The sequence below is a fragment of the Rhizobium sp. RAF36 genome (genome assembly GCF_052114105.1).
Classification (GTDB): domain Bacteria; phylum Pseudomonadota; class Alphaproteobacteria; order Rhizobiales; family Rhizobiaceae; genus Rhizobium.
Genome location: NZ_JBFREC010000001.1, coordinates 808,583 through 821,825, shown reverse-complemented (window position 1 = coordinate 821,825; position 13,243 = coordinate 808,583). Strand labels below are relative to the sequence as shown.

Annotated in this window: 15 protein-coding genes and 1 pseudogene; 8 read left to right on the top strand and 8 right to left on the bottom strand. The window is 60.7% G+C overall.

What is annotated here, in order from left to right; genetic code table 11:
* Positions 1-114: 114 nt before the first annotated feature.
* Together AB4Z25_RS04105 and AB4Z25_RS04100 are read right to left on the bottom strand one after the other, a co-directional pair.
* Positions 115-720: a flavin reductase family protein gene (locus AB4Z25_RS04105; protein WP_112518321.1), complete on the bottom strand. Its 606-nt coding sequence runs from the start codon at positions 718-720 to the stop codon at positions 115-117.
* On the bottom strand, positions 720-1,304 hold the full coding sequence (locus tag AB4Z25_RS04100) for a nitroreductase family protein (RefSeq protein ID WP_112539177.1): 585 nt from the start codon (positions 1,302-1,304) through the stop codon (positions 720-722). Before AB4Z25_RS04100 ends, AB4Z25_RS04105 begins: the two co-directional genes overlap by 1 nt.
* 113 nt (positions 1,305-1,417) lie before the next feature.
* On the opposite strand from AB4Z25_RS04100, the gene AB4Z25_RS04095 reads away from it, so the two are divergent.
* The gene (locus tag AB4Z25_RS04095) at positions 1,418-2,518 is read left to right on the top strand and encodes a hypothetical protein (protein ID WP_112518319.1); all 1,101 of its coding nucleotides are present in this window, start codon (positions 1,418-1,420) and stop codon (positions 2,516-2,518) included.
* Between the two features lie 182 nt (positions 2,519-2,700).
* Positions 2,701-2,913 (top strand): hypothetical protein, encoded by a 213-nt coding sequence (locus AB4Z25_RS04090; RefSeq protein ID WP_112387345.1) that lies wholly within the window; start codon positions 2,701-2,703, stop codon positions 2,911-2,913.
* Positions 2,914-2,985: 72 nt separating this feature from the next.
* On the opposite strand, the gene thrS is transcribed toward AB4Z25_RS04090, so the two are convergent.
* The 4 genes from thrS to AB4Z25_RS04070 form a co-directional block, all read right to left on the bottom strand.
* Complete coding sequence (gene thrS, locus AB4Z25_RS04085; RefSeq protein ID WP_112539178.1) at positions 2,986-4,992, bottom strand: threonine--tRNA ligase; 2,007 nt, start codon at positions 4,990-4,992, stop codon at positions 2,986-2,988.
* 128 nt (positions 4,993-5,120) lie between these two features.
* Positions 5,121-5,645, bottom strand: a complete 525-nt coding sequence (locus AB4Z25_RS04080; protein ID WP_112539179.1) for a DUF1697 domain-containing protein — start codon at positions 5,643-5,645, stop codon at positions 5,121-5,123.
* Positions 5,642-6,037: a membrane protein insertion efficiency factor YidD gene (gene yidD, locus AB4Z25_RS04075; RefSeq protein WP_112539180.1), complete on the bottom strand. Its 396-nt coding sequence runs from the start codon at positions 6,035-6,037 to the stop codon at positions 5,642-5,644. Before yidD ends, AB4Z25_RS04080 begins: the two co-directional genes overlap by 4 nt.
* A gap of 4 nt (positions 6,038-6,041) precedes the next feature.
* A complete protein-coding gene (locus AB4Z25_RS04070; protein WP_112539181.1) occupies positions 6,042-6,488 on the bottom strand; it encodes an iron-sulfur cluster assembly scaffold protein in 447 nt (148 codons plus the stop codon).
* 301 nt (positions 6,489-6,789) lie between these two features.
* Between AB4Z25_RS04070 and folE the strand changes: the two genes are divergently transcribed.
* The 3 genes from folE (at position 6,790) to AB4Z25_RS04055 (ending at position 8,976) form a co-directional block, all read left to right on the top strand.
* Positions 6,790-7,404, top strand: coding sequence for a GTP cyclohydrolase I FolE (gene folE / locus AB4Z25_RS04065; protein WP_112387340.1), 615 nt, complete (start codon positions 6,790-6,792; stop codon positions 7,402-7,404).
* A 27-nt stretch (positions 7,405-7,431) separates the two neighbouring features.
* Complete coding sequence (hisI, locus tag AB4Z25_RS04060) at positions 7,432-7,884, top strand: phosphoribosyl-AMP cyclohydrolase (protein ID WP_112387339.1); 453 nt, start codon at positions 7,432-7,434, stop codon at positions 7,882-7,884.
* Positions 7,885-8,001: 117 nt separating this feature from the next.
* Positions 8,002-8,976 (top strand): patatin-like phospholipase family protein, encoded by a 975-nt coding sequence (locus AB4Z25_RS04055; RefSeq protein ID WP_112387338.1) that lies wholly within the window; start codon positions 8,002-8,004, stop codon positions 8,974-8,976.
* A 15-nt stretch (positions 8,977-8,991) separates the two neighbouring features.
* Here AB4Z25_RS04055 and AB4Z25_RS04050 read toward each other — a convergent pair whose 3' ends face one another.
* Together AB4Z25_RS04050 and AB4Z25_RS04045 are read right to left on the bottom strand one after the other, a co-directional pair.
* Positions 8,992-9,426: a CBS domain-containing protein gene (locus AB4Z25_RS04050; protein ID WP_112387337.1), complete on the bottom strand. Its 435-nt coding sequence runs from the start codon at positions 9,424-9,426 to the stop codon at positions 8,992-8,994.
* A gap of 104 nt (positions 9,427-9,530) precedes the next feature.
* Positions 9,531-10,301 (bottom strand): rhomboid family intramembrane serine protease, encoded by a 771-nt coding sequence (locus AB4Z25_RS04045; RefSeq protein WP_112539182.1) that lies wholly within the window; start codon positions 10,299-10,301, stop codon positions 9,531-9,533.
* 278 nt (positions 10,302-10,579) lie between these two features.
* Here AB4Z25_RS04045 and AB4Z25_RS04040 point away from each other — a divergent pair, with 278 nt between their 5' ends.
* The 3 genes and pseudogenes from AB4Z25_RS04040 to pip all read left to right on the top strand — a co-directional run bounded on the left by AB4Z25_RS04040 (position 10,580) and on the right by pip (position 12,981).
* Positions 10,580-11,215, top strand: coding sequence for a PAS domain-containing protein (locus AB4Z25_RS04040; RefSeq protein ID WP_310299848.1), 636 nt, complete (start codon positions 10,580-10,582; stop codon positions 11,213-11,215).
* 124 nt (positions 11,216-11,339) lie between these two features.
* Entirely contained in the window at positions 11,340-11,948 is a 609-nt protein-coding gene (locus tag AB4Z25_RS04035; protein WP_112387334.1) for a PilZ domain-containing protein, read from the top strand.
* A 63-nt stretch (positions 11,949-12,011) separates the two neighbouring features.
* Positions 12,012-12,981 (top strand): annotated as a pseudogene (gene pip, locus AB4Z25_RS04030) (prolyl aminopeptidase).
* The last annotated feature ends 262 nt before the right edge of the window (positions 12,982-13,243 follow it).

Here is a 13,243-nt window from a genome sequence, read left to right as displayed (position 1 = left end):
CAACCTGCGGAACGTGATTCCTTCACGCTCCTCTTGTTCTGATAACGCTACCGGCAAATGGTTTATGATTGGTTCACCATATTCATTAACCCCTATGCGCAGGGCACAAGCGCATCAGGGCGTCTTCGGCCGCATCATTTCGAAGACATCGCTGCCTTCCGCGTAGTCCATATATCCCATGCGGGCCACCGGCCGGGCGATCGACATGTCCAGGCGGCCTTCGCGGATGATCGTCTCGTCGATATGGATGCCGACCACCTCGCCGAGCACCATGACATTCTCGGACGGCTCGCCGGACAGCCCCTTCGGCTCAATGATTTCGGTCACCTTGCATTCCAGAACCGCAAAGGCTTCCGCGACATAGGGTGCGTCGACGATCTCGCCCTGCCGCGCCGTCAGCCCCGCTAGCTCGAACTCGTTGGTTCCGTAGGGCACGGCCGCCGATGACACATTCATGTGCTCGACCAGATGGCGGCTGACGAAATTGCAGGTGAAGACGCCGGTATCGGCGGCATTCTTGTAGCTGTGCTTGCGGCCGCTGGAGGAGAACATCACCAGCTTCGGACGGTCCGAGATCGCATTGAAGAAGGAATAGGGGCCGAGATTCAGCGAACCATCCGTCCCCTTTGTCCCGATCCAGCCGATCGGCCGCGGCGACACGATCGCCTTGAAGGGATCATGCGCCAGGCCATGCTTGTTGGCGTCCGTCCGGTAGAACATCAGTTCTCTCCACCGACCCAGGTGACGGTTTCCGTCAGTTCCGGCCGCGGCCGCTCGACCGGCGGAAATTCAGACGACCCCATATGGATGAAGCCTGCAACCTTCTCACCCGGCTGCACGCCGAGCAGCGGATAGGCGCGTTCGTCGAAAGCGAACCACTCTGTCAGCCAGTTCGCCACCCAGCCATGCGCATTGGCGGAGAAGATGACGTTGAGGCACAGCGCACCCGCCGACATCACCTGCTCCCATTCCGGGATCTTGAAATGCGGCCCGGCCTTGCTGACGACTGCGACGACGACAGGCGCCCGGGTGAAGCGGGTGCGCTCGACCTGGATCATCTCCTCCGACAGCTCGGGCTTGGCCTCGAGGGCGAGCTTCAGCAATTCCTCGCCGATCCGTACGCGCTCTTCGCCGCGATAGACGATGAAGCGCCATGGCGCGAGCTTGCCGTGGTCGGGAACGCGCGACGACAGGCGAAGGATTTCCTCGATTTCGGCTTTGCCGGGACCCGGCTCGCACATCTGGAACGCAGGAATGGAACGGCGCACGTTGAGGTAATCGATCAGCTTGATATCGGATTTCATGCGGGAGAAACTTTCAATTTCAGGACTGTAACGGGGATGGGTCTTGAATTTGCCATCGGGTTGGTCTTGAAGTGGCCCCTGTGATTTCTAAAGTCAATCGGTCCAGGAAACTCATGACCGGCATTTTGCCCCTTGCGCGGATAGCCCTTGCGCTTGCACTGGTGATCTCCTCGCCGTTTTCGGCAGGCGCGCAGGATGCATTCAAGGACTTCAAGCAGCTCGACACCACGGCCAAGATGCCGAAGCTGAACGCTTTCATCGCCCCCGGCACGACGCCGCCGGGCGCGCTTCTGCATGAAGTGCCGATGGAGGCAAAACTGACCGCGGACGGACAGCCGGTGGAAGACGGCCTTTCCTGGTACGTCTTCAGCCCGATCGCCGGTGCCGACGGCAAGCTGCCGCTGATTGCCAGCGCCAAGGGCGGTTCTGCCGCGTTCCAGCTGGCGCCCGGTGACTATTTCGTCAATGTCTCCTTCGGGCGCGCCGGCGTCACCAAGAAGGTCAACGTGCCCGAGAGCGGCGCGGTCGATAAGCAGGTCATGGTGCTCGATGCCGGTGGTCTGCTGTTGAATGCGGTATCCGGTTCCGACGTCCGCATCCGCCCGGATCAGCTGAGCTTCTCGATCTATTCTTCCGAAGTCCGTGACGACGGCGAGCGTGGCCTCGTCATGGCCGATGTATCGCCCAATACCGTCGTTCGCCTGAATGCCGGGACCTATCACGTCGTCTCCGAATATGGCGACGTCAATGCCGTCATCCGCGCGGACATCCAGATCGAGGCTGGCAAACTGACGGAAGCGACGATCCAGCACCGCGCGGCACAGATAACCTTCAAGCTCGTCTCCGACGCCGGTGGCGAGGCAATCGCCGACACCGCATGGTCGATCCTGACGGCGGCGGGCGACAGCGTCGGCGAAAGCGTCAGCGCCTTCCCGACCATGGTGCTTGCCGAAGGCGAGTATTCCGCGGTCGCCCGCAACAAGGACAAGATCTACCAGCGCGACTTCAAGGTCGAAGCTGGCAAGAACACCGATGTCGAAGTGCTGATGAAGGACGTCCAGCCACAGGAGCCGGACAGCGCTGCAACGACCGTCCAGCCTGAGCCGCAGCCCTCTGCGGCCGGTGAGCCGCCGCAGAAATCGGCGCAAGCGCCGCTGCCGTCCTACGACCAGCTGGTTCCGAACAGCGGATCGGACGGCGCAGACGCGGACTGATTGGCCGCTCCCCTCCTCTGAACGGAGCATTCCCCTCGCCCATCCCGATGACCGGCGCATAGCCCGCGCGCAGAGCATCCGCATCCGATTAGGCGAATGGAAGCCTGAAGGTGGACATGCGATTGTCGGGCGTGCGGAGGGGTTCCGTATCGAGAAGTCATGCCGAACGAAGGAGGTGTCCCATGCGGACCATCTGCGCGGCATTGACGATGTGTATCGCGCTCGCGCTCTGTGCGCCGAGTGTCAAGTACGTCAGTTTGCCCGGATATGCCTTCAAGACCGACCCGAAATGCATGCGGACGGTATCGAAGGCCAAGTTTGACCGCAAATGCGATTACCCGAAACTGGGGATCAAGGATTTCACGCCGCCAAGCGTAACCGTCCTCGGAATTTGATCCATGAAATTCAAAGGGGCGGCGCTCGATCGAGCGCCGCCCCTTTGCATGCTTGCATTCACCCGGATAGGCTCAGGCGGCCTTGGCTTTCTTCGCCTCGATCTTGCGGCGAACATCCGGCGGCGTCGCTTCCCAGGTCAGGCTTTCGATCGCCGCATCGAGCGTCATCGAGGTCTGCTCCTGGCTGCCGAGGCGGCGGATGTTGACCGTCCGCTCTTCGGATTCCTTCTTGCCACAGACGATGATCACCGGAACTTTCGTAACGGAATGTTCTCGGACCTTGTAGTTGATCTTCTCGTTACGGAAGTCGGTCGAAACGTTCAGACCGGCTTCGCGCAGCGCTTCGGCAACTTCGGCGCCGTAGCCGTCGGCTTCCGACGTGATCGTCGCGACGACGATCTGCTGCGGTGCGATCCACAGCGGCATGTGGCCGGCGAAGTTCTCGATCAGGATACCGAGGAAGCGTTCCATCGAGCCGCAGATGGCGCGATGGATCATCACCGGCTGCGTCTTCTCCGAATTGCTGTCGATATAGAAGGCGCCGAAACGCTCCGGCAGGTTGAAATCCACCTGCGTCGTACCGCACTGCCATTCACGGCCGATGGCGTCCTTCAGCGTATATTCGAACTTCGGCCCGTAGAAAGCGCCTTCGCCCGGCAGAATGCCGGTCTTGATCCGTCCCTCGGACTGCTCCTCGATCGTCTTCAGCACGTCCATCATCACGCTTTCGGCGCGATCCCAGAGGGCATCGGTGCCAACGCGCTTTTCGGGGCGGGTCGAGAGCTTGACGACGATCTCCTTGAAGCCGAAGTCCTCGTAAACCGAGAGGATCAGGTCGTTGATCCTGAGGCATTCCGAAGCCATCTGCTCGTCGGTGCAGAACACATGCGCATCGTCCTGCGTGAAGCCGCGGACGCGCATCAGCCCGTGCAGCGCACCAGACGCCTCGTAGCGATGCACGTTGCCGAATTCGGCAAGACGGATCGGCAGCTCGCGATAGGATTTCAGGCCATGCTTGAAGATCTGCACGTGACCCGGGCAGTTCATCGGCTTCAGCGCGAAGATGCGGTTGTCGGCTTCCTTGTCTTCAGGATGCGTGAAGGCATAGGCCGACTTCACCGCGAACATGTTCTCCTGATACCAACCCCAGTGACCAGAGGTCTCCCAGAGCGAAGCATCGAGGACCTGCGGTGCGTTGACCTCTTCATAGGTACCGGCGAGGCGGCGGCGCATGTAGGCGGTCAAGGTCTGGAACATGCGCCAGCCCTTGCCATGCCAGAACACGACGCCCGGGCCCTCTTCCTGGAAATGGAACAGGTCCATCTCGCGGCCAAGCTTGCGGTGATCGCGCTTCTCGGCTTCGGCCAGAATATGCAGGTAGTTGTCGAGCTCTGACTGCTCGGCGAAAGCCGTGCCGTAGATGCGAGAGAGCATGGCGTTGTTGCTGTCACCGCGCCAATAGGCGCCGGCAACCTTCATCAGCTTGAAGGCGTTGCCGATCTGGCCGGTTGAGGCCATATGCGGACCGCGGCACAGGTCGAACCATTCGCCCTGATTGTAGATCTTCAGATCCTGTCCTTCAGGGATCGCATCGACGAGCTCGACCTTGTACTGCTCGCCCTTGGCGGCAAAGACTTCCTTCGCCTTCTCGCGCGACCACACCTGCTTGGTGAAGGGCGCATTGCGGGCGATGATTTCCTTCATCTTCTTTTCGATCTTCGGCAGATCGTCGGGCGTGAAGGGCTCGTTCTTGGCGAAGTCGTAATAGAAGCCGTTCTCGATCACCGGACCGATGGTGACCTGCGTGCCGGGCCAGAGCTCCTGCACGGCTTCGGCCATGACGTGCGCTGCGTCGTGGCGGATGAGTTCCAGCGCGCGCTCGTCATTGCGGGTGATGATCTCGATCTTGCCCGTAACAACGGGATCGGAAAGGTCGCGCACGACGTCGTCGATCGCAATGGCGACGGACTTCTTGGCAAGCGACTTGGAAATGGATTCGGCAACTTCGCGCCCGGTCGTACCGGATGCGAAATCGCGCACATTGCCATCAGGGAAAGTCAGGGAAACGGATTGGGACATATCGATATTCTCCTTGTCCAGTCCCGCCAACGAATGCGGGTGGTTGCAATGAAGCGCTGCGTCCGTACGCAAAGCGCTGCCGCCTGATAATCGGATTTGGCCTGTTAGTAAAGAAAAAGCAGGGCCCGTCAGAGCATCTCGGCCAGACCGCGGACGGTGTTCCAGTTGCGCAGCGTGCCCGCCCCCATACGCTTGGTGGTCAGCGCCGAAAGCAGCTTCCATTCGCTGGGCTTGCCGGCGAAATCGATCCACAGATCGCCATCGACGAGCGCCAGACGCTGGCTGGGGTCGGCATAGGCCTTCAGCTTGTCGAGTGCCGAGATATCGAGCGGCCTACGCATGACGCGAACGATCACCTGGCTGCCCTCGCCATCAGGAAACGGATTGGACCGTGCCAGCCGCTCCCAGCTCTTGCCGGTGCGGACGATGATGTCGACCGGCTTGCCGAACTTCTCGATGAACGCCGCCTCCAGCTTCTTCTCGATATTACCGGTAGACGACTCCGGTGCTTCGAAGATGATATTGCCGGTCGAGACAAGTGTGCGTGGATTGCGGTAGCCGAGGGCCGAGGCCATGTCGCGCAGGTCGGACATCACCACCCGGCGACCGGGGGCCAGAACAATGCTGTGCAGCAAGGCGACGTAGACGGTCACGCGGCTTTCCGGCCGAACGCGAGATAGCGCCAGGGTGTCCACCAATGGAATCGCCGTTCCAGCCGTTCCGGCACCGGATCGAGCCCGCTCGTGCCACCCGGCCCGCAGCGCCCGACGCGAAACAGCGTCATCCACCCGCCGGGCCACAGCCCATGACGGGCGACGGCCTCATAGCCATATTCGGAGCAGGTCGGGATATGACGGCAGGAATTGCCGATGAAACCGGAGAGTGTCAGCTGGTAGAGCCGGATGAAGCCCATGCCTGCGAGCCTGCCGGGCGTTTTCGGGAAAGCGCCCGCGTAGTTGCGGGAGAAGCGTCTGGCCTTCTGCGGAGCAGCGGCCGCGCCGCCCTCGTCCTCGTCGTCATGCTGCAGGGAGCAGAACTCGCACATCGCCTCAGGCTTCCGCCATCTCGGCGCGCTTCGCCTCGATCTGCCCGATGGCATCGACGACGGCGTCGAAGGTCAGCATCGTCGAGGCATGCCGTGCCTTGTAATCCTTGACGGGACGCAGATAGCGCATCTCTTCGAAGCGGCCCTCGGGGCCTTCGCCATCGGCCTTCAGCATGTCGAGCATATCCTGGCGCGCCTTGCGCAACTCGCCTGCGGTGGCGCCAATGACATGGCGGGCCATGACCGACGAGGACGCCTGGCCGAGCGCACAGGCTTTGACGTCATGGGCGAAATCGCTGACTGTATCGCCATCCATTTTCAGCCAGATCTTCACCTTCGAACCACACAATTTCGAATGCGCCTGGGCGCTGGCATCGGCATCTTCGAGGCTGCCGATGCGCGCGATATTGCCGGCAAATTCCAGGATTTTGCTGTTGTAGATCTCGTCCATGGTCAACTCCGCCCCAGATCGCTGTGGACCGGCTCATTCGGTGGTCATTGTATCTTAAACAAAAAACGCACCGTCTCGTGTTAGCATACTTACATGAAGACGCTGTCTTCCTATATGTATGTCGTTCGAGGGCCATGAAAAAGCAATGGCCTCCGGTAAGATTGATTGGGAAACCGTGCCGGATGGGCGACGCCCTGAAAGCCCCGGAGCCTGCCAAAGGTGCAACATTCCTGACAGGGGATACCAGTTGGCGAGTCCGAAAGACGATCCGCATTCGAGCGGATCAGGAGACTTGAACAGTATGGACGCCATCGTAAAGAATTTTCCGCAGAACAGCCGCGATTCCAACCGCCCGAGCCAGAAAGAAGCCGAAGACGCCGTCCGCACGCTGCTGCGCTGGGCTGGCGAAGATCCGGCGCGTGAAGGCCTGCTCGACACCCCCTCGCGCGTGGCCAAGGCCTATCGCGAACTCTTTGCCGGCTATGATATGGATGCCGAGGACGTGCTCGGCCGCACCTTTGAAGAGGTTGCCGGCTACGATGACATGGTCCTCGTCAAGGACATTCCATTCTTCTCGCATTGCGAACACCACATGGTGCCGATCATCGGCAAGGCGCATGTCGCCTATATGCCTGACGGCAAGGTCCTCGGCCTGTCGAAGATCGCCCGTGTCGTCGAAATCTTCGGCCGGCGCCTGCAGACGCAGGAAACCATGACGGCGCAGATCGCCAAGTCGATCGATGAAACGTTGCGTCCGCGCGGTGTCGCGGTCATGATCGAAGCCGAACATATGTGCATGGCCATGCGCGGTGTGCAGAAGCAGGGTTCGACCACATTGACGACAACCTTTACTGGGACCTTCAAGTCCGAACCTGCCGACCAGGCGCGATTCATGTCCATGGTACGGGGCCGCTGATACCGGCTCCATAAAGAGAGCCGATCGATGACGCCATTCGCCTTCAATGCGCCTTCTGACGACAAGTCCGAGCTCGAGGACGCGGGGGATTTCACCCCGCGCTTCGATGATCGCGGCTTGATCACTGCGATCGTGACCGACGTTCAGGACGGCGAGCTCCTGATGGTCGCACATATGAACGCGCAGGCTCTGGCGCTCACCATCCAGACAGGCAAGGCGCACTATTTCAGCCGTTCGCGTGGCAAGCTGTGGATGAAGGGTGAAACGTCGGGCAATATCCAAACGGTCAGGGAGATCCGTACCGATTGCGATCAGGATGCCATCTGGCTGAAAGTAGAGGTCGCCGGTCACGATGCGACATGCCATACTGGCCGGCGTTCATGCTTCTACCGGACCGTATCGTTGCAGGATGGAAAGCCGATGCTCGACATCGTCGATGACGAGCGCCATTTCGATCCCGCTGACGTCTATAAGAAATAGCGGAAAACGGCGGCATTTGCCTCTTATAGGGACAGATCAGCCCTCTATATACGATTTGGAAAGGGAAGAGGAACACACTTCGAAAACACAGAGTGTTCTGCCGGGAGGAGGCACGCCATGCTGAACTGGAGTTTGCACCGTCAGGGCTCTGAAGCTGGCCAATCCGATTCCGGTTCGTCTTCCACATTGCCCGATATGACAGTTCCTACGATCTCCCCACCACCACAGAAGAAAGCCAAGATCGCTCTCGCGCTCGGCGGCGGCGCCGCGCGTGGCTGGGCCCATATCGGCGTGTTGCGAGCGTTGGATGAAGCCGGCATCGAGATCGGCATGATCGCCGGCACCTCGATCGGTGCTCTCGTCGGCGGCTGCTATCTTGCCGGAAAGCTCGACGAACTCGAAGAATTCGCCCGTTCGCTCACCATGCGCCGCATCGCCAGCCTGCTTGATCTGACGATCGGCGGCAGCGGCCTGTTCGGCGGCATGCGGCTGACGAAGCGCATGGCCGAGCATCTGGAAGGCCTGAATATCGAGGATCTCGACCGCCCGTTCGTCGCCGTCGCGGCGGAGGTCAATACCGGTCACGAGGTCTGGATCTCCAATGGTTCGCTGATCACGGCGCTGCGCGCTTCCTACGCCCTGCCCGGCATTTTCGAGCCGATCCGCAGCAACAACCGGACACTGGTCGATGGCGCCCTCGTCAATCCGGTGCCGGTCTCCGTCTGCCGCAGCTATGAACAGCCGCTCGTCTGTGCCGTGAACCTCAACTACGACCTCTTCGGCCGCTCCGCCGTCGTCAAGCACAATGCCGGACTGACAGTGCAGGAAATGCAGAAGCGCGAGGAAACACCCTATACTCGTCTCGGAATGACCGGCGTGATGGTGCAGGCCTTCAACATCATTCAGGACAGGATTTCGCGCGCGCGCCTGGCGGGCGACCCGCCTGATATCTCGCTGCATCCGCGGCTGAGCGATATCGGGCTTTCGGAGTTCCATCGCGCCGGCGAGGCAATCGAGCGCGGTTACCAGGAAGCCTCGTTGAGGCTTCCCGAACTGAAGCGAATGCAGGAAGCTTTTGCCGGCCACGCGTGATGGCCGGCGGCGTGCCTATCCTGCGATATAGGCCTTGATCTCTTCGGCCTCGCGCTCGACCGCCGCAATGCGGGTCTTCACCACGTCACCGATCGAAATGATGCCGCTGAGCTTGCCGTTGCTCTCCACCGGCACATGCCTGAAGCGCTTGCTGGTCATCAGCTCCATCAGTTCGTTGACGGTCGAATCCTCGTGGCAGCGGAACACTTTCGAGGTCATCATCGAGGCGACCGGCTGATCGAGACAGTCCTTGCCGGATTTGGCGATCGCATGAACGACGTCGCGTTCGGTAAATATCCCGGAAATCTTGCCCTGCACGCCGACGATGACGATCGCGCCGATCTTTTTCTGGCTGAGAACCTTGGCGGCTTCGGCAACGGTGGTGTTCGGACCAGCCGTCACGACGTCGCGGCCCTTCAGGTCGAGTATGGCTTTTACTGTGTTGGACATCAGCAACCTCCTATGTCGTAAGTGGATACACTTTACTGGATCACAGGCATCCGCGACGGTCTCTCCTCCCAACGCGGATCAGTTGGAATGGTGCACTTCAACGATCAGGATTGCAATACGGACGGCTCGTCCTGACCTTCGTCCGAAGGCGGTAGTGCACGGTCGAACAGCGGAAACAGGAAGAAGCCGAAGACGAAACCGCCGATATGGGCGTCCCAGGCGATCGCTTGGCTACCGTCGCCGATCAGCGGCACGCCGACGGCGATCAGCGCGTTGCCGAACAGCCAGAACAATGTGAAGGCGATCACCGTGCGGCTGCGGAACGTCTGCGCGATCGAAAGCCGGGGATTGAGATGCGCCGGCCAGCCCGGACGCGCATCGGCGGGAAAGGCAAACCGGCAGGCCGCACCCATCAGGCCTGAAATCACGCCGGACGCGCCGATCAGCAGCGTCGGATCGCCCCAGTTCAATGCGGCATGCAACGCTGCCGAAGCAATCGACGAGAGGAACCAGAAGGTCAGATAACGGCCGATACCGATCCGCCGGATCACCGGCGCGCCGAAGGCCATCAGCCACAGCCCGTTGAACAGGATATGCTCGATGCTTCCGTGCAGCAGCGAATAGGTCACCGGGCTCCACAGCCACTGCAACCCCTGTTCCGACAGTGGAATCACGTAGCGCGCGGGAATGAAGCCGAAGGTGATGAGCAGCCACTCGACCGCCTGATCCGGCAAGACCAGCGTCTGCACGGCGTAGATAGCGGCAAGAAGGGCGAGTGTTGCAACGAGAATGCCTGGCAGATTGAAGACCGGTTCGCGCTTGGCCTGCACCCGTTCCTCACCGTTCGTCTGCCGCTCCGGCGATTGCTCGTCCATCTGTACCCTCATGTTTCGAGGCCACAGCCTTACAGGAGCGTCGGGCAAAAAAAAAGCCGTCCGGCAGAACCGGACGGCGGCCGAGCGTCCCCCGGGATAACCCCGTGCCCGATAAGTCTTTCGTGCTGAACTTCGTTTCCGAAGCGATGACAAGACATCTCCCACGGACAGGCGGGACGGGCAATCGAAACCCTTCTTTAACCTTAACGGGCCCGACTTGGCATGAAACCCGCAGGATAACACCCAAGCAGGCCATGACGGCCTGATTCTGGACTGTAATGAAACAGATTGGGTGCACCGTGCGTCATCACACCATCATCGATGTTTACGACTACTGGAACCGTTTGCGCGGCACCCGGGACGCGCCGCTGAAATCCGAACTGGAACCGTCCACTTTGGGTCACATGCTGCCCAGCCTCTTCATACTGGAGATCAGCGCCGAAGGCCCGGTCACCTTCAGGCTGGCCGGCGCCAAGATTTCCGATCTTTTCGGCCAGGATCTGCGCGACGAAAGCTTCTCGGCATTGTTCGGCGAAGGATATGGCAACACCATCGAAGCCACGCTGGCCGGCGCCATGCGCCATGCGATGCCGGCACTGCTCAACGTAACGGGTTACAGCACCGCCGGCCACCGCGCAGCCTTCGAGATCGCGCTGATGCCGCTGCGGTCGGATGACGGTCACTGCGAGCGTCTCTTCGGCGTGATTGCCGCCACGACTGTCGCCAGCTGGCTGGAGGTCGTGCCGCTCGATTTCCTGGTGCTCGACCGCTGCCGCGCGCTGCGGAATTTCCAGGGCGACGCTAGTGCCGAAGCAGGCTGGCAGGTGAGCACCAAACCCACAAGACCGCATGGTCTGGGCGCGATTCTGGGGCGCGTCGTTTCCTCGTTCCGCAGTGGTTCACCTGCCCGCTGAAGCGTCTCGAAACGATACAGATCGGATGCTTGCCAGAAGCTGCAATGTGAGGTCGTCAGACAACCTTCTGTTAAGGTGTTGCGGGTAAAGATCGCACTATATCATTTTATAAAGAAGCGCTTTCATGCACTCGTTCCAGCAAGCTCAGACGCAGAGAGCGCCGCGCCCTGAACAGGGTGTTTTTCAGCGCGTGCCGATCAATATGCAGGGCCGGCTGATGCTTGCGAACTACGAAGAGTTCGAATGCATGGTCATCGACATGTCGCCAGGCGACATGTACGTCACCTGCCCCGGCCGCCCGCGCGCCAACGAACGTGTCGTCGCCTATATCGATCATCTCGGCCGCGTCGAAGGCCATGTGCAGACCGTCGATGCCCGCGGCTTCACCATGTCGATCAATGCAACGGAACGGAAGCGCGAGAAGCTCGCGGCACAGCTGACCTGGCTCGCCAACAAGCATGAGCTAGGCCTGCCGGAAGACCGCCGCCACGACCGTCTGACACCGCGCGAAACCAAGAGCGAACTGACGCTCGAAGACGGCACGCGCTATGTCTGCCGTATCATGGACCTTTCGCTGTCGGGCGCTGCCGTCGACGTCGAGGCCCGGCCGCCGCTCGGCACCGCGATCCGCCTCGGCAACATGCGCGGCCGCGTGGTGCGCCATTTCTCCGAGGGCGTGGCGCTCGAGTTCCTGTCGCTGCAATCTCGCGATACGCTGCGCGAATTCCTCTAGGCGTCATCCTTCTGTCATCGCCATCGACGATCAAGGCCGCCTCGCAAGAAGGCGGCTTTTTTGATGTCTGTATTATTTCCTGAGATCGAGCCATACGATCACGGCATGCTGGATACCGGCGACGGCAACCGGCTCTATTTTGAATGCTGCGGAAATCCGGACGGCCTGCCGGTTGTCGTTTTGCATGGCGGCCCGGGCTCGGGGTGCTCGGGTGCGGCGCGCCGCTATTTTGATCCGTCGGCGTACCGGATCATCCTCTTCGATCAGCGCAATTGCGGCCGCAGCCTGCCGAATGCGGCCGACCCGGATTGCGATCTTGCTGCCAACACCACCTGGCATTTGGTCGCCGATATCGAACGCCTCCGCGAACATCTCGGCGTCGGGCGATGGCTCCTGTTTGGCAACTCGTGGGGTACGACGCTCGCGCTTGCTTACGGACAGCGTCACCCGCAACACGTCGCAGGCATGATTCTCGCGAGCGTCACCACGACACGCCGCTCCGAGATCGACTGGCTCTGCAACGGCATGGCCCGGTTCTTCCCCGCTGACTATGCGCATTTCATCGAGGCCATCCCACACTGCCTCCGTGATCGGGGACCGCCGGCGGCCTACTTCGCGATGCTGAACGGGCCCGGACCTCGATCTGCGCCAGGCCGCCGCCGTGGCTTGGCACCGGTGGGAGGCCGCGTCGATCCTGCTTGCCGATCCGAACGGCATGCCGCGCCGGTGGGCCGATCCGCGCTATCTGCTGACGCGTGCGCGGATCGTGACGCACTACTTCCATCACGGCGCCTGGCTGAAGGACCGGCAGCTGCTCGCCGATGCCAGCAAGCTTCGCGGCTTACCCGCAATGTTGATCCAGGGCCGGTTTGACCTTGAGGCGCCGTTGACCACCGCATGGGAACTGGCCCAATCCTGGCCTGAAGCCGAGCTCGTCATCGTCGAAAATGCCGCTCATTCCCTCGACAACAGCGCCATCGCCGCTGCTATCGTCGATGCGGCGGCAAAATTTCTGCATTTTCTCGAAAAATAATTTTCGCTGGAATCGAGCGAAAACCTGCCAATTCGGCGCTTTTTGCGCCCTCATGTCAGCGATCTCGCATCTGTTCTGGCAAGGTCAGCCGGCAAGGCAGCGTTAACAACGCGATAACACGCAACAATCCGGAACACTCCGCCGTTAACTTTTACCCCGGAATAGCGCCATTCCGGCACAGAACCCGTATCGGGAATAGCTGCAATTTTAATCGAATTTGCCGCAAATTTTCTGCGGTTTTTATGCGTATTCGATTCAAATA

Excerpts from the sequence above, each read along its gene's own strand:
- AB4Z25_RS04105 (WP_112518321.1), bottom strand. The coding sequence starts at position 720 with ATGTTCTACCGGACGGACGCCAACAAGCATGGCCTGGCGCATGATCCC.
- AB4Z25_RS04100 (WP_112539177.1), bottom strand. The coding sequence starts at position 1,304 with ATGAAATCCGATATCAAGCTGATCGATTACCTCAACGTGCGCCGTTCC.
- AB4Z25_RS04095 (WP_112518319.1), top strand. The coding sequence starts at position 1,418 with ATGACCGGCATTTTGCCCCTTGCGCGGATAGCCCTTGCGCTTGCACTG.
- AB4Z25_RS04090 (WP_112387345.1), top strand. The coding sequence starts at position 2,701 with ATGCGGACCATCTGCGCGGCATTGACGATGTGTATCGCGCTCGCGCTC.
- thrS (WP_112539178.1), bottom strand. The coding sequence starts at position 4,992 with ATGTCCCAATCCGTTTCCCTGACTTTCCCTGATGGCAATGTGCGCGAT.
- yidD (WP_112539180.1), bottom strand. The coding sequence starts at position 6,037 with ATGTGCGAGTTCTGCTCCCTGCAGCATGACGACGAGGACGAGGGCGGC.
- AB4Z25_RS04070 (WP_112539181.1), bottom strand. The coding sequence starts at position 6,488 with ATGGACGAGATCTACAACAGCAAAATCCTGGAATTTGCCGGCAATATC.
- folE (WP_112387340.1), top strand. The coding sequence starts at position 6,790 with ATGGACGCCATCGTAAAGAATTTTCCGCAGAACAGCCGCGATTCCAAC.
- hisI (WP_112387339.1), top strand. The coding sequence starts at position 7,432 with ATGACGCCATTCGCCTTCAATGCGCCTTCTGACGACAAGTCCGAGCTC.
- AB4Z25_RS04055 (WP_112387338.1), top strand. The coding sequence starts at position 8,002 with ATGCTGAACTGGAGTTTGCACCGTCAGGGCTCTGAAGCTGGCCAATCC.
- AB4Z25_RS04050 (WP_112387337.1), bottom strand. The coding sequence starts at position 9,426 with ATGTCCAACACAGTAAAAGCCATACTCGACCTGAAGGGCCGCGACGTC.
- AB4Z25_RS04045 (WP_112539182.1), bottom strand. The coding sequence starts at position 10,301 with ATGGACGAGCAATCGCCGGAGCGGCAGACGAACGGTGAGGAACGGGTG.
- AB4Z25_RS04040 (WP_310299848.1), top strand. The coding sequence starts at position 10,580 with ATGAAACAGATTGGGTGCACCGTGCGTCATCACACCATCATCGATGTT.
- AB4Z25_RS04035 (WP_112387334.1), top strand. The coding sequence starts at position 11,340 with ATGCACTCGTTCCAGCAAGCTCAGACGCAGAGAGCGCCGCGCCCTGAA.